At 37.3% G+C, this 21,504-nt stretch carries 18 protein-coding genes; 8 read left to right on the forward strand and 10 right to left on the reverse strand.

Annotated elements, in window-relative coordinates:
• The first annotated feature begins 64 nt into the window (after nt 1-64).
• From IM793_RS19440 to IM793_RS19455, 4 genes are all read left to right on the forward strand, one after another.
• On the forward strand, nt 65-1,162 hold the full coding sequence (locus tag IM793_RS19440; RefSeq protein WP_193424219.1) for a VWA domain-containing protein: 1,098 nt from the start codon (nt 65-67) through the stop codon (nt 1,160-1,162).
• 99 nt (nt 1,163-1,261) lie between these two features.
• On the forward strand, nt 1,262-2,749 hold the full coding sequence (locus tag IM793_RS19445) for a sigma 54-interacting transcriptional regulator (RefSeq protein ID WP_193424220.1): 1,488 nt from the start codon (nt 1,262-1,264) through the stop codon (nt 2,747-2,749).
• 6 nt (nt 2,750-2,755) lie between these two features.
• Nucleotides 2,756-3,514 (forward strand): AAA family ATPase, encoded by a 759-nt coding sequence (locus IM793_RS19450; RefSeq protein ID WP_193424221.1) that lies wholly within the window; start codon nt 2,756-2,758, stop codon nt 3,512-3,514.
• A 58-nt stretch (nt 3,515-3,572) separates the two neighbouring features.
• Complete coding sequence (locus IM793_RS19455; RefSeq protein ID WP_193424222.1) at nt 3,573-4,814, forward strand: metallophosphoesterase; 1,242 nt, start codon at nt 3,573-3,575, stop codon at nt 4,812-4,814.
• Between the two features lie 84 nt (nt 4,815-4,898).
• Here the strand turns inward: IM793_RS19455 and IM793_RS19460 are convergent, their stop codons facing one another.
• The 3 genes from IM793_RS19460 to IM793_RS19470 all read right to left on the reverse strand — a co-directional run bounded on the left by IM793_RS19460 (nt 4,899) and on the right by IM793_RS19470 (nt 9,245).
• Nucleotides 4,899-5,588 (reverse strand): response regulator transcription factor, encoded by a 690-nt coding sequence (locus IM793_RS19460; RefSeq protein ID WP_193424223.1) that lies wholly within the window; start codon nt 5,586-5,588, stop codon nt 4,899-4,901.
• A 97-nt stretch (nt 5,589-5,685) separates the two neighbouring features.
• Nucleotides 5,686-7,359: a sensor histidine kinase KdpD gene (locus tag IM793_RS19465; protein WP_193424224.1), complete on the reverse strand. Its 1,674-nt coding sequence runs from the start codon at nt 7,357-7,359 to the stop codon at nt 5,686-5,688.
• 2 nt (nt 7,360-7,361) lie between these two features.
• Nucleotides 7,362-9,245, reverse strand: a complete 1,884-nt coding sequence (locus IM793_RS19470) for a prolyl oligopeptidase family serine peptidase (protein ID WP_193424225.1) — start codon at nt 9,243-9,245, stop codon at nt 7,362-7,364.
• Between the two features lie 229 nt (nt 9,246-9,474).
• Here IM793_RS19470 and IM793_RS19475 point away from each other — a divergent pair, with 229 nt between their 5' ends.
• Entirely contained in the window at nt 9,475-11,298 is a 1,824-nt protein-coding gene (locus IM793_RS19475; protein WP_193424226.1) for a tetratricopeptide repeat protein, read from the forward strand.
• A 262-nt stretch (nt 11,299-11,560) separates the two neighbouring features.
• Here the strand turns inward: IM793_RS19475 and IM793_RS19480 are convergent, their stop codons facing one another.
• Nucleotides 11,561-12,217: a hypothetical protein gene (locus tag IM793_RS19480; RefSeq protein WP_193424228.1), complete on the reverse strand. Its 657-nt coding sequence runs from the start codon at nt 12,215-12,217 to the stop codon at nt 11,561-11,563.
• Nucleotides 12,218-12,248: 31 nt separating this feature from the next.
• On the reverse strand, nt 12,249-12,809 hold the full coding sequence (locus IM793_RS19485; protein ID WP_193424230.1) for a GNAT family N-acetyltransferase: 561 nt from the start codon (nt 12,807-12,809) through the stop codon (nt 12,249-12,251).
• A 266-nt stretch (nt 12,810-13,075) separates the two neighbouring features.
• On the opposite strand from IM793_RS19485, the gene IM793_RS19490 reads away from it, so the two are divergent.
• Entirely contained in the window at nt 13,076-13,378 is a 303-nt protein-coding gene (locus tag IM793_RS19490) for a DUF4286 family protein (protein ID WP_193424232.1), read from the forward strand.
• Nucleotides 13,379-13,408: 30 nt separating this feature from the next.
• Here IM793_RS19490 and IM793_RS19495 read toward each other — a convergent pair whose 3' ends face one another.
• The 3 genes from IM793_RS19495 to dtd all read right to left on the reverse strand — a co-directional run bounded on the left by IM793_RS19495 (nt 13,409) and on the right by dtd (nt 15,805).
• Nucleotides 13,409-13,735, reverse strand: coding sequence for a nucleotide pyrophosphohydrolase (locus tag IM793_RS19495; protein ID WP_193424235.1), 327 nt, complete (start codon nt 13,733-13,735; stop codon nt 13,409-13,411).
• A complete protein-coding gene (locus IM793_RS19500) occupies nt 13,725-15,266 on the reverse strand; it encodes a glycosyltransferase family 39 protein (RefSeq protein WP_193424238.1) in 1,542 nt (513 codons plus the stop codon). The genes IM793_RS19495 and IM793_RS19500 overlap by 11 nt, the downstream gene beginning before the upstream one ends.
• A gap of 86 nt (nt 15,267-15,352) precedes the next feature.
• Nucleotides 15,353-15,805, reverse strand: coding sequence for a D-aminoacyl-tRNA deacylase (gene dtd, locus IM793_RS19505; protein WP_193424240.1), 453 nt, complete (start codon nt 15,803-15,805; stop codon nt 15,353-15,355).
• A gap of 29 nt (nt 15,806-15,834) precedes the next feature.
• Here dtd and IM793_RS19510 point away from each other — a divergent pair, with 29 nt between their 5' ends.
• On the forward strand, nt 15,835-16,860 hold the full coding sequence (locus IM793_RS19510; RefSeq protein WP_193424243.1) for a hypothetical protein: 1,026 nt from the start codon (nt 15,835-15,837) through the stop codon (nt 16,858-16,860).
• On the forward strand, nt 16,826-19,279 hold the full coding sequence (locus IM793_RS19515; protein WP_193424245.1) for a hypothetical protein: 2,454 nt from the start codon (nt 16,826-16,828) through the stop codon (nt 19,277-19,279). The genes IM793_RS19510 and IM793_RS19515 overlap by 35 nt, the downstream gene beginning before the upstream one ends.
• A gap of 60 nt (nt 19,280-19,339) precedes the next feature.
• Here IM793_RS19515 and IM793_RS19520 read toward each other — a convergent pair whose 3' ends face one another.
• Together IM793_RS19520 and IM793_RS19525 are read right to left on the reverse strand one after the other, a co-directional pair.
• Nucleotides 19,340-20,212: a helix-turn-helix domain-containing protein gene (locus tag IM793_RS19520; protein WP_193424247.1), complete on the reverse strand. Its 873-nt coding sequence runs from the start codon at nt 20,210-20,212 to the stop codon at nt 19,340-19,342.
• A gap of 107 nt (nt 20,213-20,319) precedes the next feature.
• Nucleotides 20,320-21,228, reverse strand: a complete 909-nt coding sequence (locus IM793_RS19525; RefSeq protein ID WP_193424249.1) for an alpha/beta fold hydrolase — start codon at nt 21,226-21,228, stop codon at nt 20,320-20,322.
• Nucleotides 21,229-21,504: the final 276 nt, after the last annotated feature.

Below are 21,504 nucleotides of genomic sequence, written 5' to 3' on the forward strand. Positions count from 1 at the left end.
GACACCGCGCTTAAATTAATGCAAAGCGAAACTTTTATCTTCGATAAATCGTTAATATAAGCACATGAGAGGTTTTCGTTTTTCTGATTATAAGCCGGGCGATGCGCCAAAGGGTGGGTTTGAGGAGTTGCTGAAATTATTTAGCGAACTGCTGAATTATACGGCAGGAGATGCAGCGGAGGCTTTAAGCTGGCTGAACGAACTCGACAAACAATATAAATTAACTAATAATGATTATGGCATCGGTAATTTTATCGACGATCTTAAAGACAAAGGTTATCTTACGGAAGACAATCAATCTGGAGAGTTTAAAATTACGGCCAAAACAGAACAGACCATCCGCAAGTCTGCCTTAGACGAAATTTTCGGGAAACTGAAAAAATCTGGTCGTGGTAACCACAACAGTAACCAATCTGGTATTGGCGAAGAGAAAAATGCGGATAGGCGTGAGTATAGTTTTGGTGATAGTTTAGACCAAATTGATATGACAGCCTCTATCCAGAATGCTCAAATAAACCATGGAATAGGCGATTTCACATTAACCGACAGAGATTTGGAGGTAGAGGAAAAGGATTTTAAAACTTTAACTTCCACGGTATTGATGATCGACATTTCGCACTCCATGATATTATATGGCGAAGACCGCATTACCCCGGCAAAAAAGGTCGCCATGGCTTTGGCCGAGCTGATTAAAACGAAGTATCCTAAAGATACTTTAGATATTGTAGTTTTCGGAAATGATGCCTGGCCGATTAGTGTTAAAGACTTACCTTATTTACAGGTTGGCCCTTACCACACCAATACTTATGCAGGATTAGAGTTGGCTGCAGATTTACTCCGTAGAAGAAAAACCCATAATAAACAGATTTTCATGATTACCGATGGAAAACCAACCTGCTTAAAAGAAAATGGCAAATACTATAAAAACAGTATGGGTTTGGATAGAAAAGTAATTAACAAAACCCTGAACATGGCGGCGCAATGTAAGCGTTTAAAGATTCCAATTACTACATTTATGATTGCGAAAGACCCTTACCTGCAACAGTTTGTGCGCCAGTTTACCGAAATTAATGGTGGCAGGGCTTTTTATAGCTCGTTAAATGGCTTGGGAGAGTACATTTTTGAAGATTACATTAAAAATAGAAGAAAAACTGTAAAATAGTCGAAATTATTTAGTCCGAAGGCGGAAGATATAGTGCAAGTGCTAATTACCCAAACTTCGGATATCGGACTTTTCGGACTCTCAGATAAATAAAAAAAAATGCAAGAAAAAACATTAGGCGAATTAAAAACCACAGGATATAAATCGAGATCGGTAAAAGAAGAGCTCAGAGAAAATCTGATTAAAGTCTTACGTGATAAGAAAACAGAATTCGAAGGCATTATCGGTTATGATGAAACCGTAATTCCTGAGCTACAAACGGCCATTTTATCGCGCCATAATATTTTACTTTTGGGCTTACGCGGGCAGGCAAAAACACGTATTGCCCGTTTAATGGTAAACTTACTGGACGAATATGTACCATATGTTGCCGGAAGTGAAATTTTTGATGATCCGTTGAACCCAATTTCATGGTATGCTAAAAACGAAATTGCCACAAAAGGTGACGACACCGAAATTGCCTGGTTGCACCGCAGCGAAAGGTATACTGAAAAACTGGCCACACCGGATGTTACGGTTGCCGATTTAATTGGCGATGTTGACCCCATAAAGGCCGCTACCCTAAAGTTAACCTATAATGATGAACGTGTAATCCACTTTGGTTTAATTCCACGTGCACACCGTAGCATTTTCGTGATTAATGAGCTTCCAGATTTACAAGCACGAATCCAGGTGGCATTATTTAACATGTTACAGGAAAAGGATATCCAGATCCGCGGTTTCAAATTGCGTTTGCCTTTGGATATTCAATTTGTATTTACTGCAAACCCTGAGGATTATACCAATCGCGGAAGTATTGTTACACCGCTAAAAGATAGGATCGAAAGTCAGATTTTAACCCACTACCCAAAGACTATCGAAATTTCGCGCAAAATCACCTTCCAGGAAGCCAAATTAACAGCTGATCAGAAAGCCAATATTGAGGCTGATGGGTTGGTGAAAGATTTGATAGAGCAGATTGCTTTCGAAGCCCGTAAAAGTGAATACATCGACCAAAAATCGGGTGTATCAGCAAGATTAACGATCTCTGCTTATGAAAATTTAATCAGCACTGCAGAGAGAAGAATGCTAATCTCAGGCGAGAAAAATACTTTTGTACGTTTATCTGATCTTGCAGGAATTATCCCAGCCATAACGGGTAAAATAGAATTGGTTTATGAAGGCGAATTAGAAGGACCTGCGCATGTAGCCACTACCTTAATTGGCAAGGCAGTTAAAACTTTGTTTGCCCGTTATTTCCCCGACCCTGAAAAGGCAAAGAAAAGTAAAACGGCAAATCCTTATACTGAAGTAACCGAATGGTTTACTGAAGGCAATAATGTTGATGTTACAGATACTTTAACCAATTCGCAATATAAGAAGGCATTGATGCTGGTACCGGGCTTATATGATTTGGTCAGGAAATTTCATCCCAAACTGAGCGAAAACCAAACGCTGCTCTTAATGGAGTTTGTATTACATGGTTTAGCCGAATATTCACAACTGAGCAAAAACTTTTTAAATGGTGGCTTCGGCTTTTCTGATATGTTTGGCAGTTTATTTAATGCCGAATTTGACGAAGAAGAGGATGAAGACGATTTCAGATAAAAATTAATGGAGTTTAACGGATATCTTTTATCGCTGAGGTTAAAACAAGAGAACCTTCCTAATGGATATCCGTTTAATATTCCATGCTTAAAATCTTTTGAAAAATTAGACTTCCATCCTAATGTTACATTTTTTACCGGCGAAAACGGGGTTGGAAAATCGACTCTGATTGAAGCCATTGCGGTAAGCTTAGGTTTCAATGCCGAGGGTGGAAGTAAAAATTTCAATTTTGCAAGTAAAGCAACACACTCAGAATTACATCATTATTTAACCATTAGCAAAAGTTTCAGAAAACCCAAAGATGGTTTTTTCTTAAGGGGCGAAAGTTTTTATAATGTTGCAAGTGAGATTGATAAACTTGACGAAGATGTTCCTTTTTCTCCTAATGGACCAAAACTTATAGAATCATACGGTGGCGTTTCTTTGCACGAACAATCTCACGGGCAATCATTTTGGTCGCTGTTTATGCACCGATTTAGCGGCAGCGGTGTTTACATTCTGGACGAGCCCGAATCGGCGCTTTCGGCCACGAAACAAATCGCAATGCTATCAAAACTTGACAATTTGATTGATAAAAATGCACAGTTCATTATCACAACCCATTCCCCGATTTTGCTCGCTTATCCGAATGCAACGATTTACGAAATGGCAGATGGTAAAATAACGAAAGTAAAATATGAGGAGTCTGAGATCTACAGAGTTTATAAATCCTTTTTAGACCATCCGAAGCGAATTTTGGATAATTTATTTAGTTCAAATACTTAATTTAGGCGGGTCGTAAAAACCTGCCTTATTTTTTAATTTAAATCGAATAACCCGATATATGGGAAGATTACCTTTCATCATTGCAGCCTGCATACTCATTACAGCTTTTGATATTTATTTTTTTAAAGCTATTCTTTCAGTTTTTAAATGGAAACCAAGAACAAAAAAAATCTTCGGTATTTTATACTGGAGTTATAGCATTCTGTTAATCATTGGCGTTTTCGCAGGAATTTACCTTAATCTTTTCCTTACGCTTAGAGCCATCATTCTAGTCGCTTTCTTTTTAACAGTAGCCTGTAAAATGGCGATGCTGCCATTTCTAATTCTGGATGATTTACGAAGATTATTCATCAAATTTTTCAGAAAAAAACAAATCATAAAAGACCAGCCAATTAGCGAGGCAGAACCCATATCACGTTCACAATTTTTAGTAAAAGCAGGCTTAGTTGCAGCGGCCGTTCCTTTAACTTCTTTAAGCTGGGGCATTATTTCTGGTGCTTATGATTATCAGGTGAGAAGAGTTAACTTAATTCTTCCTAATCTGCCAAAGGCATTTGATGGCATTACCATGGGGCAAATTTCTGACATTCATTCGGGCAGTTTCTACAACAAAACCGCAGTAAAAGGTGGTGTAGAAATGTTATTGGGAGAAAAGCCTGATTTTATTTTTTTTACCGGCGATTTAGTAAACAACCTCACCAACGAAGTAAGGGATTACCAGGATATATTTTCGAAAGTTAAAGCACCACTTGGTGTATATTCATCATTAGGAAACCACGATTATGGTGACTATTATTTCGGGAAGGAATCATCGCCAGCTAAAGTAAAAAACCTGAAAGATATGGTTGAGGTTCACAAAATAATGGGTTACGATTTATTGATGAATGAAAACCGCAGGCTGAAGGTTGACGGAGAAGAAATCGGCATTTTAGGTATTGAAAACTGGGGAATGGGCCGCTTTCCAAAATATGGAAAAATGGAACTTGCCGTTCAAAATACAGATGATTTACCTGTTAAACTTTTGTTAAGCCACGACCCATCGCACTGGCGTGGAGAGGTTTTACAGAAGTACCCGCAAATCGACGCCATGTTCAGCGGACACACGCACGGCATGCAATTTGGTGTTCGTTTAAAAGAATATCAATGGAGCCCGGTGCAATACATTTACAAAGAATGGGCAGGTTTATATCAGGAGCAAAAACAACAGCTTTACGTTAACGTTGGCTATGGCTTTTTAGGTTATCCGGGCAGGGTTGGTATTTTACCTGAGATAACTATATTTACCCTTAAAAGGGCATAGATAATTTTGAATGAGAGAATGATGGAATGAGAGAATAGGGCGATATGCCTAAAACATTCTCTCATTCAAAACTCAATCATTTTCTTATCCCGCGTTAAAGCGATAACCTACCCCTCTAACCGTTTGTAACAACTGCGGATTATCAGGATTCAGTTCTATCTTTTTACGCAAGCGTACAATGTGCATATCAAGCGTACGGGTGTTTACATCAGAGTTGTAGCCCCACACCACCAACATTAGTTCATCACGGTTGATTACTTTGCCTGGATTACGCAGGAAATAAAGGAGGATGCGGTTTTCCAATATCGTTAATTCGATTTTCTTTCCATCCCTAAACAACGTATGGATGTTAGGATGATGCTCCATATTGCCAAAACGGTGAATTTCGGCCGAATCTTTATTTACGATAAACTTCACCTTGCTCTCTAACATGGCTACCAAAACATCCATATTAAATGGCTTAGTGATATAATCAGATGCACCAAAGTTATAAGCATCAATTTTATCTACATCCTGAGCCTTTGCTGTCATCATAATCACCAGGTTTTCGAAACCTTGCTTACGCACATTCTCACAAACCTCTGCACCCTGTTTGCCAGGCATCATCCAATCTAATAAAACAATATCAGGCTGATCGGCTAAAATCATTCTTTCACCAGCTTCGCCATCGTTTGCTTCAAGCATAGTATAACCTTCAGCCTTTAAACGGTGGGCCACCAGAAAGCGAAGATTTTCATCATCTTCTACGATTAATATTTTTACTTCTTTAGACATTTATGTGTGTTTATATTGTAATATTGAAATGTTGCCATGCTTGAAGGTTAATTCAACTTTACAACCTTCTAACATTTAACTTTTCAACCTCTAAAATTTAACTATTGTATGGCAGCACGATTTTAAATTCAGTACCGCTACCTACTTTACTTTTTACAGAGATTTCTCCCTCCATAAAGTTAACCAGTTCTTTGCAAAATGCCAAACCCAGACCTACGCTACCCATTTGGTTATATTCATTCTGTATCCTGAAAAACTTCTTAAATATATTGTTTAATTCTGACGATGCGATGCCTATCCCTTTATCGGCAAACCTGAAAACCAGTACCCCTTTAATCAGCTTTGCACTGATGTGTAATTTTTTCTGTTCTGGTTTTGAATATTTGTAGGCATTCTCTGCCAGATTATCGAACAAACTCCCTAATAACACCGGGTCGGTGATAAAGGTTTTAAAGCCAACCACCTCGTATGTTATTTTAAAATCGGGGTGTTTTAACGTATGCGATTCGATCGTACTTTCAATAAAGTCTACAATATTAACTTCTTCCTGATTCAATTTAATGGCCTTATTTTCAATTTGCGTAAAGGCCAGTAATTTATTCATTAAACCATTCAGTTTGTCGGCTTCTTCGTCCAGGATCTTGCCATAGAGCTGCTGCTCCTTTTGGCTTAATGTAGCAGCACTTTTAATGTTGTTTCCTGCAATTTTAATTACGCTAACGGGCGTTTTAAACTCATGTGTAAGGTTATTCACAAAATCATACTGCAACTTAAACATTTTACTATTGATGTTCAGATTACGGTAAATCAAAAAAGCAACCAATAAAAGCACCCCATATACCAGCAATAACACCAGGGCAATTGGCATGAAGTAAATAAAAATTTCTTTCTTGATATAAGATTTTGATGAAATGAGGTATAACTTAAAATCAGAAAATGCACCCGGCAGTGCTATTTCAGTATTAATATTTTCGTCTGAGGTATCAATCGGATCATAAGTTAGGGGTTCAATCCTGATCGTTTGGTACAACAATGGCCTGGTATTGATGATTTTAATTTTATGCGCATCAAGATTAAAAACCAGTACATCCTGTTGATAAACAGGTGCAGGATTTAACTTCCGCCTGATCATCTCTTTATAAACCCTTAAATCTTCACGTCGGGGAATATTTAAGTAAGTGATTTTATTTTCATTAGAATTAACAATAGAAAAGTTGGTAAACAGTTCTTCTTGTGTAGGTACTGATACGGTATCGAGATCTTCAACAAAAGTGGCAAGTTTAATCGCGATTGCATTAAAATCACTTCCCACATTAAAAGATCTCGTATCATCTTCAGAATACAACTTTACCGAATCGGGCCTTATTCCTTTCCCAAACTGGAAAATAGATTTTGGACCAATACCCAGATGGTTTGCATTGATCCCATCTTTAACAGGAACATTCTTCACTTCTGTATCGTAAAAAGTAACCTTCGAGATAAAGGGATATTTTAACATCACGGTATCTACAAACTTTGCTGCAGTAGAAGAATCCAAATAGCCATTGTAATAAGATATCTCAGGCATTTTGTTCTGAAAAAAATCATTGTAAGGCTTAATACTCTGTTCAAGCACATTTACCTTTTCGGAAACAAAATCATTCTCTATCGATTTTTTGCTATAGTTGAACGCAAGAAAAAGCGATAGGATAAAAAGAATGGAGATGAGTACAATGAAGGTTACCCCTAAGGAGAAATTTTTACGGTAACTGCTTTTCTTATCTAAGGCCATACCTATTTCTTACCTAGATTTTCTTTTAAAAACTCTTCCAGGGCTTTGTACAAAGCCGTTCTGCTTTGTTGGCGCACTACAGGATCAGGGCCTTCCTCTTTTTCAATATAAGTAACCTGAACATTCCTTTTTTTAAGTTCTTTGATAAACTGTACGCCTTCTGCTACATTAACACTTGGGTCTTTAGGGTTTTGGGCAATAAAAACAGGAGATTTAAACCGGTCTGCATGAAAAACAGGTGAAGCAAAACGCATATAATCAGTTTCGGTTATCGGATTGCCTACAATTTCATAGTACATCTGTAATTTGGCCTTTAAAAATGGAGGAAAAGTTTTCAGGTAACTAAAAAGGTTAATCACGCCAGAATTTGATCCGCCACATTTATAAAGATCGGGATTTTTATACAAACAATTTAAAGCAATATAGCCTCCAAAACCATTACCGTAAATGGCAATTTTTTTAGGATTAGCAATTTTTTCTGTAACCAGCCATTTAACACCGTCGTTAACATCCTCCTGTATTTTATCGCTCCATTGTTTAAAACCTGCAGCATAAAATGATTTCCCATAACCGGTGGAACCGCGGTAATTTACCTGCAAAACGGCATAGCCACGGTTGGCTAAAAATTGTACTTCAGCATTGTAGCCCCAGCTATTTCTCGATTTAGGACCATTATGTGGCAGCACAACCACGGGTAAGTTAACCACGTTTTTATTTTTAGGCAGGGTTAAATAGCCATTAATGGTTAAACCATCGCGGCTTTTGAAGCTGATCGGCTTCATGGCATTCATATCTTCCGGTTTAATGGAAGGACTTACATCAGTAAGCTTTTTAAGCCTTTTGTCAACAGCTGTGTACAAATAATAAGAACCAGGATTTTTATCAGTAAAGGTGCGTATCACAAAAACTTTATCCGTTTTATCCCTATCCATAATTACCCATTCAGTACCGGGTAAAAGTTTATCAATCCTTGAGTAAGCTACTTTTGTACTGTCATCAAGGTAAAATTTTTCTCTTTTCCAGGTTTCGCAGGTTGCAAAAAGCATCTTTTTCCGGAAACGGGAGTAGGTTGCATCTACCACGTTTAAGGTATCGTTTGCAAAAAGAACCTGTTTTTCTTTACCGTTTTTTAAATCAAGCGCTACCAGTGCATTTTTATCGCGGTTAACGCTTGAGATCGCATAAAGTACATTCGGTTGATCTTCTGAAAAGGCAATTGGCTGAAAAGTAGTTTCGAAATTATTGGTAATTACGGGTGCAAAAGCCTGATTTTCCTTTTCGCGGTACATCAGGGTTTCGTTCACTCCATCGCTGGCAATGGCAATTTTAAGAACACCTTTACTATCGGTCATCCATTTAGTAATATTACCAGAATTTTTTGCAGCGATCTCCATTTTTCCATCCCGCACGTTTAAGCGGTACACATCAAAAACTGTCGAATCGCGTTTATTGGAAGCTACAATAATGTATTTATCATCAATCAGCTGATCCTCTATCACCCTCAGCCTATTTTTCTCATTGGCACTCAACTGCACCTGCTTGCTCCCATCTTTATTGATCACAAAAATATCAGACCTGCGTTCTTTAGATCCATCCTCGGTATAATAAATCAATTCATTGTTGCTGGTCCAGAAATGGAAACTGATATTCTTCCCATTGAGATGGGTTAACTGAATGCTATTTCCGGTGGCAAGATCTTCTGCAAAAAGATCAAGTTTTTTATCATGAAGCTTTAAATAAGATAAACTTTTCCCATCTGGAGAAATGCGATAGTAGGCTTTATCCTGTGTTTTAAAAAAATCGTCTACAGGAATAGTATCATGGTTTGTGCCTTTACAAGCGCAAATCAATGCAACCATTAACAAGAGAAAAATCCTTTTTAGCATAAATAAATTCTTTATGGGATGGCAAAAATAAGCATCACAACTACTTAACCCCGATTTACACCAACAATGTTACCTTATGCAATCAATAATAAGTTGTGGTTCAATTTAGTATTTATAAAATATCTACAAAATAAAATACAGGTAACATTTAAAATACGTTTAATATCAATTGACGGTTTAGCTAAAGAAGTATTAAAATGTTACATTTAAAACTTATAATTTAGGGTTTATGAACCGCTTGTTTTTCATCGTAGTCTTATTTCTATCGCTTGGGGCCAATGCGCAGATCTTTCGTTCCAACCGGCAGGTTGCACCAGATGAAAGTAGTCTGGCTATTCAATATTATCAGGATGGAGAATATGAAAAGGCAATTGTGCTACTGGAAAAACTCTATGCCATCCCCAATAACGAAGCTTATTTCGATATTTATTTTAATGCCTTGTTAAAATTAAAACATTATGATGTAGCAGAGAAAGTGGTTAAAAGGGAAATTAAAAAAAATCCACAAAGCGAGCTTTATCCCATAGCCCTGGGCAAGCTGTACCAGGAAAAAGGCGATATACAGGCGGCCAATAAAATTTTTAATGAGGTAATTTCAAAACTACCAAAAGAAGAATTTAGGATCAGAAACCTGGCCAACAGTTTTTATCGTTTTGAAAATTACGATTTTGCTGTTCAAACCTTTAAACAAGGGCGAAAATTGTTGGGCAACGAGCAGGCTTTTACTTTCGAACTGTTGAATATTTATCGTTTCAAAAAAGACAAGCCCATGCTCATGCAAGAGTATCTTGATGTACTTGCAGCAATGCCACAGCTTTTACCGCAGGCAGAAACTGTATTATCTTCTATTTTTGAAGATAAAAACGATTATCAAATTTTTCAGACAGCTATTTTAAAAAAAGTACAGAAAGAGCCTGATGCCGAAATTTATATCCAGTTACTTACCTGGAACTATATTCAACAACAGGAATTTGACATGGCCCTGCGCCAGCTTATCGCATACGATAAACGTACCAAAGCTGACGGGGGCAGCCTGTTTAACACCATTTATACCTTTGTTGATAATGGCGCTTATGAAACAGCGATTAAAGCCTACGATTATCTGCTAACCAAAGGGAAAGATAACCAGTATTATCTTCCTTCAAAAATAGAAATGCTGAATACCAGGTACAACCTACGTACTACAGGGAAATATACCGTTGCGGATCTTGATCTGCTGGCGAAAGACTATCAGGCATTATTGAGCGAAAACGGCAAGAACAGGAACACACTTTTTGCCATAAAAAAACTGGCAAACTTGCAGGCTTATTATTTAAATCAACCCGGCAGTGCTGAAAAAGAACTGGAAGAAGCAATAAAAATGCCTGGGATTAACGATCAGGACTTAGGCCACCTAAAACTCGATTTAGGCGACATTTACATTTTAACCAACCAACCCTGGGAAGCTTTTTTAGTGTACGAGCAGGTAAGCAAACAGTTCGAAGGGCAGTCTGTAGGCAACGAAGCCCGTTTCCGCAGCGCCAAACTCTCCTTTTATCAGGGCAATTTCGAATACAGCAATGGTCAGTGTTTGGTTTTAAAGGCCGCTACTTCACAACTTATTGCGAATGATGCATTAAACCTGAGTTTATTGATTAGCGATAATATCCAAACACCAGCTGATAGCAACGCCTTAAAAATGTATGCTGATGCAGAAATGTTCTTATTTAGAAATCTACCCGAAAAAGCAGTAAAAAAAATGGATAGCATTGCGATTGCCTATCCTCAAAATAGCTTAACTGATGCAATAATGATGAGTAAAGCGCGAATTTTTATTAAAGCGAACGATTTTCAAAAAGCTGCTGATATCCTTAAAAAAGTAACCGAAGATTTTAAAGAAGGAATCTGGACAGATGATGCACTATTTACACTGGGTGATCTGTACGAAAAGAAACTGAACGATATTGCACAAGCGAAAATATATTTTCAAAAGCTGATTACAGATTATCCTGGAAGCATGTTCAGCGCTGAGGCAAGAAAGAGATTTAGGAATCTACGCGGAGACGGGGTCTAAAGGGTTCATTAGTCATTGGTTCATTGGTGGTAAACGGGTTAATTGGTTAAATGAATTATAAACTGCAAAATGCTTATTGGTCAATAGTTGATAGTCAAAACGGTTAATTGTTTAAACCGGTAACTGACTCCAAACGTCTATCGCTAAACTATTATCGTCATCTAGATCCGATAGCTATCGGATGAAGTGCAACGAAATGGAGAGATCTACATCCACTAAAACCATTAAAATTTTCTTAGTAAATTAGCTAATTTAACTTGCCCTAAATATATTTAAAGCATTGATATGTAGCTGAAAGAATCAGTGTGAGAACGCCGATAATCAAAATTCTTTCCCCATGCGCTCTGTCTGAAGCGGCGTAACCAAAAACCCTTTCTCCGTTAGGCAATGTTCTTTTATGCGTTCGTAAATAAGCTCCGATAATGATGGCAATTAATCCGCCAAAAAAAGCCAAAATATAGCCTGCTACAATCAGCACCTTTGGACTTTCTACAGGTTTAGCTAACGCTTCTAACCTTTTTTCTTTAAATGTTTGTATCTGACTAACATTTACCTCTACACCGCGTTCTTTTAATATCTTTTTGGCCAGTAAAAAATCTAAACTGCTCCACTCATCCTGTTTTTCAATAATTTCTTTTAGTTCTTCATTACTGAAATCAAAAATATAGTAACCCGGATCGATATCTGCTAAATCTTTCTCTGCCAGTTGCAAAAGCAAAGTGTCGGCCCGTTCAAAATCGGCAGGCTTCAACTTTATTCTAAAGTCTTTATTTATTTCATTATTGGCAAACGAAACATCAAAGTTTTCAGAAACATCCTCCAATCCACACTCAATCCCGTTTTCTCTAAATGTTTCTGCTAGCGCTAAAGCTGCTGCTCGATCATTAAATCTTTGGAAGGTTACAAAATCAGTATTCATAAATATTTAATGAAGCGTTTGAATGAAGATACTAATTAAAAGCTTTCCAATCCCAAACCACTACATTCCATTCTACATCGCTACTATCTGTATAAGTGTAAATCACTTCAAATCCGATACGCTTGTGAGCATTCATCGATCTTAAATTAATACTGGCAATTTCAGTTATTGCGAAATCGTACTTCTTTTTAAAGTAATCTTTATAGGCATTGTAGCATTTATCAAATAAGCCTTTCCCTCTATAATCGTGCGCTACGCAAACCTGTCCAACTACAATATAATGATAATTAGAAATGGGTTTCTCCTGATATATGATGTGATCGAAACTTTCATACATTTCAACCAGTCTTGGAATGTCATTTTTAGATTGTTCGGTCATGGCCAACACATAAGCAACAAGCAATTCACCATCTTTTGCAATAATATTGGGTTCATGCTGATGCATTTTTTCCAAATCATCTAGCGAGTGCGAAACCGTAACAAACCCTTGGGATTTAATTTGCTCTGGTGTTAAATCCTGTTTTAGGTTTTGCTTTTGAAGTTCAAGAATTCCTTCAAGATCTTTAGTTAAAGATGTGGTGATGGTAATCATTATGATACTGCAGATAACTTATGCTTCCATTACAATGATAGTTAACATTAACAACAAAATGAAGCAATTTCCGGCTAAAATTAAAACCCTGGTACGGTGATTAGCACATGTAAATGTAATTGCGTGTGGAGTTATCTACTTTTGAGTGGCGTTATTTCGTATCACTAAATAAAGGATACTATGAATTTAATTGGATAATAACACTTGAAGAATAAAATCTGCTGTCGTCAATTTTTTAACATTTATATATTATCTACCTTTGTTGCATGTTTTTATATAATGTTACGCTCATCCTCGAAGATGCAGCAGCCGAAGAATGGTTACAATGGATGCAGGATGTTCACATCCCTGAAGTGATGGCAACAGGTCTGTTTGTTTCTAACCGTTTATTAAAGGTTGTTGATTCACCTAACGAAGGAGTTACTTACTGTACACAGTACGTTGTAGAAACACTAGATAACTACAATAAATACCAGGAAACATTTGCACCAGCTTTACAGGCCGAATTAAACGAAAGGTTTAAAAACCGTTTTGTAGCCTATAGAAGTTTGATGGAGTTCGTCGCTTAGACTTCGGACTCCCGACTAAGGACTCCAGACTTATTTAAGTTTCTCGTTATTCTTATGCCTGTCGGCATCGCGTATGCTTTTTTTCGCGAGGTTCTTTTCTAAAGCATCGGTAAGGTTGATACCCGTTTGATTTGCCAGACAGATTAAAACAAACATTACATCAGCCATTTCATCGGCCAGGTTTACAGTTTCATCACTCTTTTTAAACGACTGTTCGCCGTATTTACGGGCCATAATCCGTGCAACCTCCCCAACTTCTTCCATTAAAATGGCGGTGTTGGTTAATTCGTTAAAATAACGGATACCTGTGGTATTAATCCAACGGTCTACTGTTTCCTGTGCTTCGTTAATGGTCATTTTTTTCTTCTTCTATTTCTGATTTTATGATTCCGGTAACTTCTTTTTTTGCGCCTTCCAGTAAAAAAACTGCCGCACCTTTTTCTCTGGCATAAGGATTTTTCAATTCGCCAATTTTAGTAATTTTGTCAAATAATGGTTGCTCTCTCTTCCTTTGAGGGTCTTCATCACCAGCCCATTCTATTAAAATTAAATCTTTAACCGGCTTATCCATGTTAAACCAATACAGGTAATCGGCATTGTACGATACAGCATTGATGTTTTTATATTTTGAATAATAATTGATTGCACCTGCTTGTCCATAATTATCGGCACGTACCAATACGGTAGATTTATCTTTAACTTTTCCATAAGCGGAATCAACAAGTGCTGCCAATTCTTTCCAGCCCTGCATATCGGCATAATCCTGTGGCAACTCGTGATTTTTTCCATCTTCCCAACGCAATGCCCCTACCCGCTCGAACCTTTTATGGTGCGCAATAATTTCGTCAGGACTATAAACCGGCATCAAAAGTGGTAACAGGTAAATAAAGGTGCCTATATTAAAAGCGAACAGCAAGCCCGTTAGTATAGGTTTCTTCGCTAAAACCCGACTTAAATAAACAGCACCAAAAGCCAATAAAACCGGGTATAAACCCAGAGCATAATAATCTTTTGCTTTAAAATAGCTAAATACGATTAGGGTAATGATATAGGTTAAAATAATCCAGCTGTATTTCCTGAAATCTTTATAAAAAATCAAACTTCCGATCCCCGCCAGAAGGATAAAAATTGAACTGATAAAAAAGAGAAACTGCCCGATAAAAAAATCGATCCGGTTTACATGCACCAATTGCGTGGCCCGCAAAAGTTTCATGTGGGTTAACACGGGGAAGTGATGGTTAATCTGCCAGATTATATTGGGAAAAATAATTAAAAGCGCCAGTAAAACTGATAGGTAAAGGTGTTTATCGGCAAATATTTTTCGATTTGAGGAAATAATTATGGCTGGTAACAATCCAATAATCAGAAAAAGGATATTATATTTATTTAAAAATCCTAAAGCCACAAAAACAGCAAAAGCATACAGATATTTAGCTTCTTTTTCATCGAAATATCTCAGCAAGTAATAGAATATAGCAGTCCACGATAAAACATCGAAAGAGTTGGGCTGGTAAAGGGTATTTAGCCTAAGCAGAGAAGAACATATACAGGCTATGGCAACCAAACATTTGGCCAATAAATTCCCTTTTAAAAAACCGACAATTTTCCTGCAATACAATATGGTTGTGGCACCTATTAATGCAGGCACTAGCTTTACCATAAAAACACCATTGCCAAAAGCTTTAATCAGCCATGAAAAAAGCGAGGTTAGAGGCGGAACTGAGGTAAAACCTGCAGCTAAGTGGTTGGCCTGATCTAAATGGAGAAATTCATCACGTTGTAATTCGTAAACCGAATTAACCAATACAAAAGATAAAATTAATTTTAGCCCTAAAAAAAATACCAGACAACCATATTCAGTTAAACGACTCGGGTTTTTATCCTTCATATTAGCTTAGGTTAAAAATTTTGGAATAAATTAATATTGTTTTTTGACCATTCAAGGCTTAATAAGTTACGCCATAATGTTCAAAATTATTCCTTATTTTTTGTATCAATCAAAATTGTAACCGGACCATCATTCAACAAAGCGATTTTCATATTGGCCCCAAAAATTCCGGTTTTTACTTTTTTACCCAATAAAGCTGATAGTTTTTCGATCATTTTCTCATATAGCGGAATGGCTACATCTGGTCGCGCGGCCCGTGTAAAACCTGGACGGTTCCCTTTTTTAGTTGAGGCGAATAATGTAAACTGACTAATCAGTAAAATATCTCCGCTCACGTCGGCAAGTGCTTTGTTCATCATGCCATTTTCATCGCCAAAAACACGCATGCCGATAATTTTCTGTGCTAACCAATCCAGATCTTCTAAAGTATCGGCATCCTCAATTCCCAATAACACTAAAAATCCAGTTTCAATTGCTCCTGTTATTTCACCATTAACGGTGCAACTTGCTTGTGTAACTCTTTGTAAAACTGCCCGCATTTTATAGTACTTTTGCTAACAAAATTAATATGCGCAAGATAAGTATTTTAGTGATTTTTATATTTCTCTTCTTTGGCTGCAAACAAAAAACAGTTGTTAACCCTACATTTTATTACTGGAAAACAGATTACCAGGACAAGAAAGTAGAAACTGCTTATCTCAATCAGTTTAAATCAAAATCTTTGTATGTACGGATCATGGATGTAGATTTTAATCCCGATCTGCAACTTCCCGTACCTGTTTCGCCCATAAAATTTTCGGATCCCATACCTAAAGAACCCGATATTATACCTGTAGTGTTTATTGTTAACCAGGTTTTTAATAAGATTGACACCCTGCAAACTATCGTAATGGCCGATCGAATTGCCAAATTTGTAGCTGCAAAGGTAAAACAGGCCGGAAAGCCAGGTTATCGTGAACTTCAGATTGATTGCGATTGGACCAAAGGCACCAGAAACAGGTATTTTAAATTTCTCGAACAGTTAAAGGCGAATCCGCTTTTAAAGGGAAAGACCATTTCGGTAACCCTGCGCCTGCATCAGGTTAAAAATATTGTATCAAGCGGTGTGCCGCCAGTAGAAAAGGCGATTTTAATGTGTTACAACATGGGCAACCTGCGAAAATACGGTGATCAAAATTCGATATTGGACCAGCATGAAATGGATCTATACCTCAAAGATTACCTTGAACAATACCCTTTGCCACTTGATGTTGCCTTACCTCTTTTTGAATGGGCAGTGGTATTCAGGAACGGAAAATATGCAGGTATTTCTAAGCGGATCGGCAAAACTCAGATCGGTGACAAGAAGCTTTTTAAACAGCGCGAAAATTCCATTCTATACGATTTACTGACTGATTATCCTGCCGCTGGGCTGAAAAAAGGAGATGTGGTAAGATGGGAACAGGTTTCCGCTAAAGATTTACTTGCTACCTCCAAATTTTTATCCCGATATTTGACTCCAAGAGACCGGAATCTCGTTTTCTACCATTTAGACACCGACCTTTTAAAACATTTTACCAATGAAAACCTTCAAAAAGTTATCGCTAGTTTTTAGTGTATTCCTGATTACCTTTTTCGGCGAAATTGCCGTAAATCTTGCCTGTGGCGGTGAAATAGATCCTTACGATTATTATGTCACTTATTTTCACAACAATGTTGAAGGTGATGAATATTCTCCTTTTGCCTACAACCAGATGGCTTACCTGAATAGCGAAACGGATGTAGAAAGTGAGCCAGATATCAATAGCCGCGAATGGGCTAAATACCTTAATGTTAAAAAAGAGGATGTATTAAAGGTAATGTATAAAACAGACAGTGCCACTGATGTAAAGCTGGTAAATTTTGACGGCAACATTTCACAACTACCCGATAGTTTACAACAAAACAGTTTTATTCAAGCGTTAAGCAAGCGCGAGGAGCCCTTAAAGTATTATCTTTTCGCCAAGAGCTGCGAACCTTTAGCCAATGTAAATTTCGACCTTTGGGATCCAAAACCACGCGATACAGCCGCAATGACTGACAAAGCCAAAGAAGCTTTAAAATTAACGGAAGCTGCAAAAGACGATTTTCTAAAATTACGTTATGCTTACCAGTCTGAACGTATGTTTCATTTTGCAGGCCTGCATACGGAGAGCAAATCAACTTACGAAACGTATATTAAAACAAGTAAGGTAAACAGTGCAATTAAGGGTTGGGCATTGGCATTATATGCCGGATCGATTCGCAGGTTGGGTAATCCGGAAGAATCGGCCTTTTTATTTTCAAAGGTTTTCGCCAGCAATCCGGAGCGAAGGATACAAGCTTATAAAAATTATTATTATAACAGTTCGCCTGTTCAAGGTGCATTAAAATATGCCAAAACCAATAACGAAAAAGCCAATATCTGGGCCATAAATGGATTCGGAAATGCCGATTCGGGAATAGAAAGTTTGAATAAAGTTTATCAGTACGAACCGAAAAGCCTGCTGAACGGAACATTACTGGTACGCGAAGTAAATAAGTTAGAGCAAGATCTTATTGAAGCAAGCGACATTGCCAAAATTGGTTATAACTATTACTTTTCTGATAATGGCAATCCTAAATATAAAGACAGTTTAAAAAATATCAACTTAAAACACCTGAATGAAATCAGGAATTTTGCCGTAAAACTGGCCACGGAGAAGAAATATCCACAGCCAGAATTGGGTACATTAACAGCTGCCTACTTATCGTGGATGGAGAATAAAGATTTCATGGCTTCAAATTACCTTGCGCTATTAAAACCTGATAAATTACCAGAAAGATTGCGCGACCAATATCGCATTACCGATTTATTAATTAAGGCTAAAAACATCAAAAAAGGCAATCCTTTTAATGAAAATGACTTATTGCCTACTTTAAAATGGCTGGACGAAAAACGTTTCGCAGAAAATAAAAGTCAGTCAAACGGACAGTATTACGATAGCGATCAGGCTGAAAAGCGTTTTAGCAGAACGACCAGGAATTTTTACCAACAAATATTGGCACCAGCTTATTTGAATATGGGCGATACGGCGAAAGCAGCACTAGCAATGGTTAAAGGTGATCTGGAATATAAAACGCTAAAAGAGAATTCACTTTTCCAGAATATGAGTTACCAAAGTATCTCTTTTTGGCAGAAAAACTTAAGTCCGAAAAGTATGCAAGGCTTAGCTGTTTATAAAACCAAGTCCGCAGGTAACGATGTTACCGGCTTATTGGCTTCGGCTTTAAACCAGCTTAAAAACGATGATTTTTATGAGCTTTATGGTACAACTTATCTGCGAACACATCAATATGATAAGGCTGTGCAAATGTTTGCAAAGGTTTCGCCAGGCTACAAATATTTTAATCCAGATAATTGGTATGCAGATGAAGCCAATACTAAATTATATGCCAATCCTTTTATTGAAACCATTAACGATTTCCCTAAAAAGTATGTAACAGCCAAGACATCTATTACCAAAAAGGCTTTTGCTGCAGAAATGCTTCGCTTGCAGAAATTAACCATTAGCGATAAAAAGAATGCTGCGCTTTACTATTATAAAATGGCTAATGCCGTTTACCAAACTGGTTACTATGGCAACAGTTGGTTTTTAATCAGTTACGATTGGTCATCTTACGATAACAGCAATCCTGCAAAATATGTATACGATGGCGATTACAAAAAAGCACAGACTGCAAAAGCATGGTATTTAAAGGCCAGGGCACTTAGTACCAATGTCGATTTTAAAGCAAAATGTACCTTTATGCTGGCAAAATGTTTGCAAAAACAAATCATCATGAATGCAAACCCGCTTTCATTTTATTATTACGATAAAAAGGATGTAAAATGGAGAAACTTTATCAAGGCAAATTACAACAACCCTTACCTAAAAGAATTAAGATTTAATTATGCAAAAACGCCTTTTTATGCTGTTGCAGCAGAAGAGTGCAGTTATTTAGGAGATTTTATCAAGCCAAAAACACAAAACTAGGCCTTTCGACGATACTCAGAGTGACAAACGAGTTCTTTAACTTAAATTAAGTACGAAAGACTATTGCTGTTTCGTTTCCTGCACACTTAGGTACTTAGACCTGAAGCTAGATGGTGGTTCGCCGGTTTTAATGAAAAATAACCTGCTAAAGTATGCAGGATCATCATAGCCTAAGCTATAAGCGATCTCTTTTGCAGATTTATCAGTATGCACCAGAAGCCGCTTTGCCTCTAATATTATCCTGGTCTTAATGATTTCGTTCGGTTGAGGAAGTCCCAGCCGCTTAAATCTATGGGTTAGGGTTTTTGGTGCGATCAATAATAAGTCGGCATAGTCGGCAACATTATGCTTTTGTTTATATTGAGCTTCAACCAATTGTGTAAATTTCCTGAAAAACTCGAGGTCATTATTGGGTCTGGCCGCCATCACCCCTTCTAAGTGCTGTACTTTCCATAATCGTGTCGACTTGATCAACAGCTGTTTAAGATATGTTCTGATCATTTCTTCCAGAGAGCCATCTTTCAATTCAAATTCGTCTTCCATCCTCGAAAACAAGTATTCAATAAAAGTAGCATCCTGCTCGGGGATCACCGTCATTGGCATATTGTTGATGTTATTAAACAAGAGCCCATCGCAGGCAACTTCTTCATCATGCAACTGTATGCAATAAAAGTCGCGGTTATAAAAAACTAAGCGACCAGTTTGCTCGCCAAGTTTTTCGATGCTCAGAACCTGATTTGGACTGATGAAGAATAATGTTGGACCAGAAGTGTTATATATATTGAAATCTACTTTTATTTCAAATCCTTCGCTAAGATAAAGCACCTTGATATAGGATTTATATGCTTCAGAATTAATGACTTCGATACTTTGTAAATCAACATTTAACATGCCGATGGTTTTAAGGTTTTCGTCAAAAATGCTTTGTTTCATAATAGCGCTAATCAAGTAGTTAAAGATAAAAATATTCTTCGTGATCATTAATAATGGCTAAAACGAAAATTACCTGCAGATATCAAAACCTACAGGTAATTTTTTAATTATTTTTTTGCAAACTGTTCCAACTCCGAGTTAAATTTATCCATCTCCTCAACAAAAAGTGCATGTCCGCTATTCTCAAATTTTACAATGTATGAGTTTTTCAAACCTTTTTGTAATTGTTCTGCCAGGGTAAAATCAATCAATTGATCTTTTGTTCCCTGAAAAATGGCTACAGGGATGGTGATATTTTTAAGCACAGGGCGCAAATCCAAATCGCCAAGGGCACTGATAGATTCGGTAACGACATAAGGGCTTGCTGATAGATTGATGTTCTCTAACCATTTCTCTGTGTTTTTTGGAAGTGTGGTGCCTTTGGCAGCGAATGCTGCACCTAATCCACCTATCAGATCTTCTCTGTTAGTCATGGTTTGTTTGATCAGTCCGGCAGCACCTTCTTCAGATATTCCGTAGTTGTAATCTGCGCGTTGTTTCCATGATGGTGCCGCTGCAGCAAATAGCGCCAGCTTGCTTACATGTGCAGATTTATATTTATTTACATAATGGATGGTAACGGCACCGCCCATAGAGAAACCACCTAAGACAGCATTTTCTATTTTTAAGGTATGAAGAACAGCATAAATATCATCAGAAAAAACATCAAAATTGTATTTTCCATAAGGCTTATCAGATTTACCGAAACCACGTAATGTAATACCGATTACCCTGAAACCTTTTCTTACCAGGTACTGGTATTGATATTCGTACATTTCATCGCTAAGTGGCCATCCATGAATCAGTACAATTGGTTGTCCTACGCCAAGATCGGTTACATGAAGTTTCACACCAGGTTCAACTTCTATATATTCTGCTCTTCCGGCAGAGGCAGGAGTTCTTTTGGTTTGTGAAAAAGCGAATTGGCTTGTAATTAAGGTAATGATCAGGCTTGTTGTTAAGATTAGATTTTTCATTGTTGCTTTTATTTAAATTAATGTTTGAAATATTTGTTGTTTGTTGACAATACAAAGGTGGGGAGAATGCTGATTCCAGGGAATGGACATAAAGACAAGTGTCTTGTACATTTTTCCCATCACAAATATTTTTCACACTAATTAGGCTATTCATCTATACCATAGTATGGATTTTTAGCAAATCAATTACGCTACCTTTTCAGCTTTCCAACTAAATATATGCAATATATTACAACTAAAACAGTAACTACTGACATTAAAAAAGCCCATGCTGTT

The organism is Pedobacter sp. MR2016-19 (assembly GCF_014947265.1).
GTDB lineage: Bacteria > Bacteroidota > Bacteroidia > Sphingobacteriales > Sphingobacteriaceae > Pedobacter.

Excerpts from the sequence above, each read along its gene's own strand:
- IM793_RS19485 (WP_193424230.1), bottom strand. The coding sequence starts at position 12,809 with ATGATTACCATCACCACATCTTTAACTAAAGATCTTGAAGGAATTCTT.
- IM793_RS19440 (WP_193424219.1), top strand. The coding sequence starts at position 65 with ATGAGAGGTTTTCGTTTTTCTGATTATAAGCCGGGCGATGCGCCAAAG.
- IM793_RS19515 (WP_193424245.1), top strand. The coding sequence starts at position 16,826 with ATGAAAACCTTCAAAAAGTTATCGCTAGTTTTTAGTGTATTCCTGATT.
- IM793_RS19495 (WP_193424235.1), bottom strand. The coding sequence starts at position 13,735 with ATGACCATTAACGAAGCACAGGAAACAGTAGACCGTTGGATTAATACC.
- IM793_RS19470 (WP_193424225.1), bottom strand. The coding sequence starts at position 9,245 with ATGCTAAAAAGGATTTTTCTCTTGTTAATGGTTGCATTGATTTGCGCT.
- IM793_RS19525 (WP_193424249.1), bottom strand. The coding sequence starts at position 21,228 with ATGAAAAATCTAATCTTAACAACAAGCCTGATCATTACCTTAATTACA.
- IM793_RS19510 (WP_193424243.1), top strand. The coding sequence starts at position 15,835 with ATGCGCAAGATAAGTATTTTAGTGATTTTTATATTTCTCTTCTTTGGC.
- IM793_RS19445 (WP_193424220.1), top strand. The coding sequence starts at position 1,262 with ATGCAAGAAAAAACATTAGGCGAATTAAAAACCACAGGATATAAATCG.
- IM793_RS19450 (WP_193424221.1), top strand. The coding sequence starts at position 2,756 with ATGGAGTTTAACGGATATCTTTTATCGCTGAGGTTAAAACAAGAGAAC.
- IM793_RS19455 (WP_193424222.1), top strand. The coding sequence starts at position 3,573 with ATGGGAAGATTACCTTTCATCATTGCAGCCTGCATACTCATTACAGCT.
- dtd (WP_193424240.1), bottom strand. The coding sequence starts at position 15,805 with ATGCGGGCAGTTTTACAAAGAGTTACACAAGCAAGTTGCACCGTTAAT.
- IM793_RS19465 (WP_193424224.1), bottom strand. The coding sequence starts at position 7,359 with ATGGCCTTAGATAAGAAAAGCAGTTACCGTAAAAATTTCTCCTTAGGG.
- IM793_RS19480 (WP_193424228.1), bottom strand. The coding sequence starts at position 12,217 with ATGAATACTGATTTTGTAACCTTCCAAAGATTTAATGATCGAGCAGCA.
- IM793_RS19475 (WP_193424226.1), top strand. The coding sequence starts at position 9,475 with ATGAACCGCTTGTTTTTCATCGTAGTCTTATTTCTATCGCTTGGGGCC.
- IM793_RS19520 (WP_193424247.1), bottom strand. The coding sequence starts at position 20,212 with ATGAAACAAAGCATTTTTGACGAAAACCTTAAAACCATCGGCATGTTA.
- IM793_RS19490 (WP_193424232.1), top strand. The coding sequence starts at position 13,076 with ATGTTTTTATATAATGTTACGCTCATCCTCGAAGATGCAGCAGCCGAA.
- IM793_RS19460 (WP_193424223.1), bottom strand. The coding sequence starts at position 5,588 with ATGTCTAAAGAAGTAAAAATATTAATCGTAGAAGATGATGAAAATCTT.
- IM793_RS19500 (WP_193424238.1), bottom strand. The coding sequence starts at position 15,266 with ATGAAGGATAAAAACCCGAGTCGTTTAACTGAATATGGTTGTCTGGTA.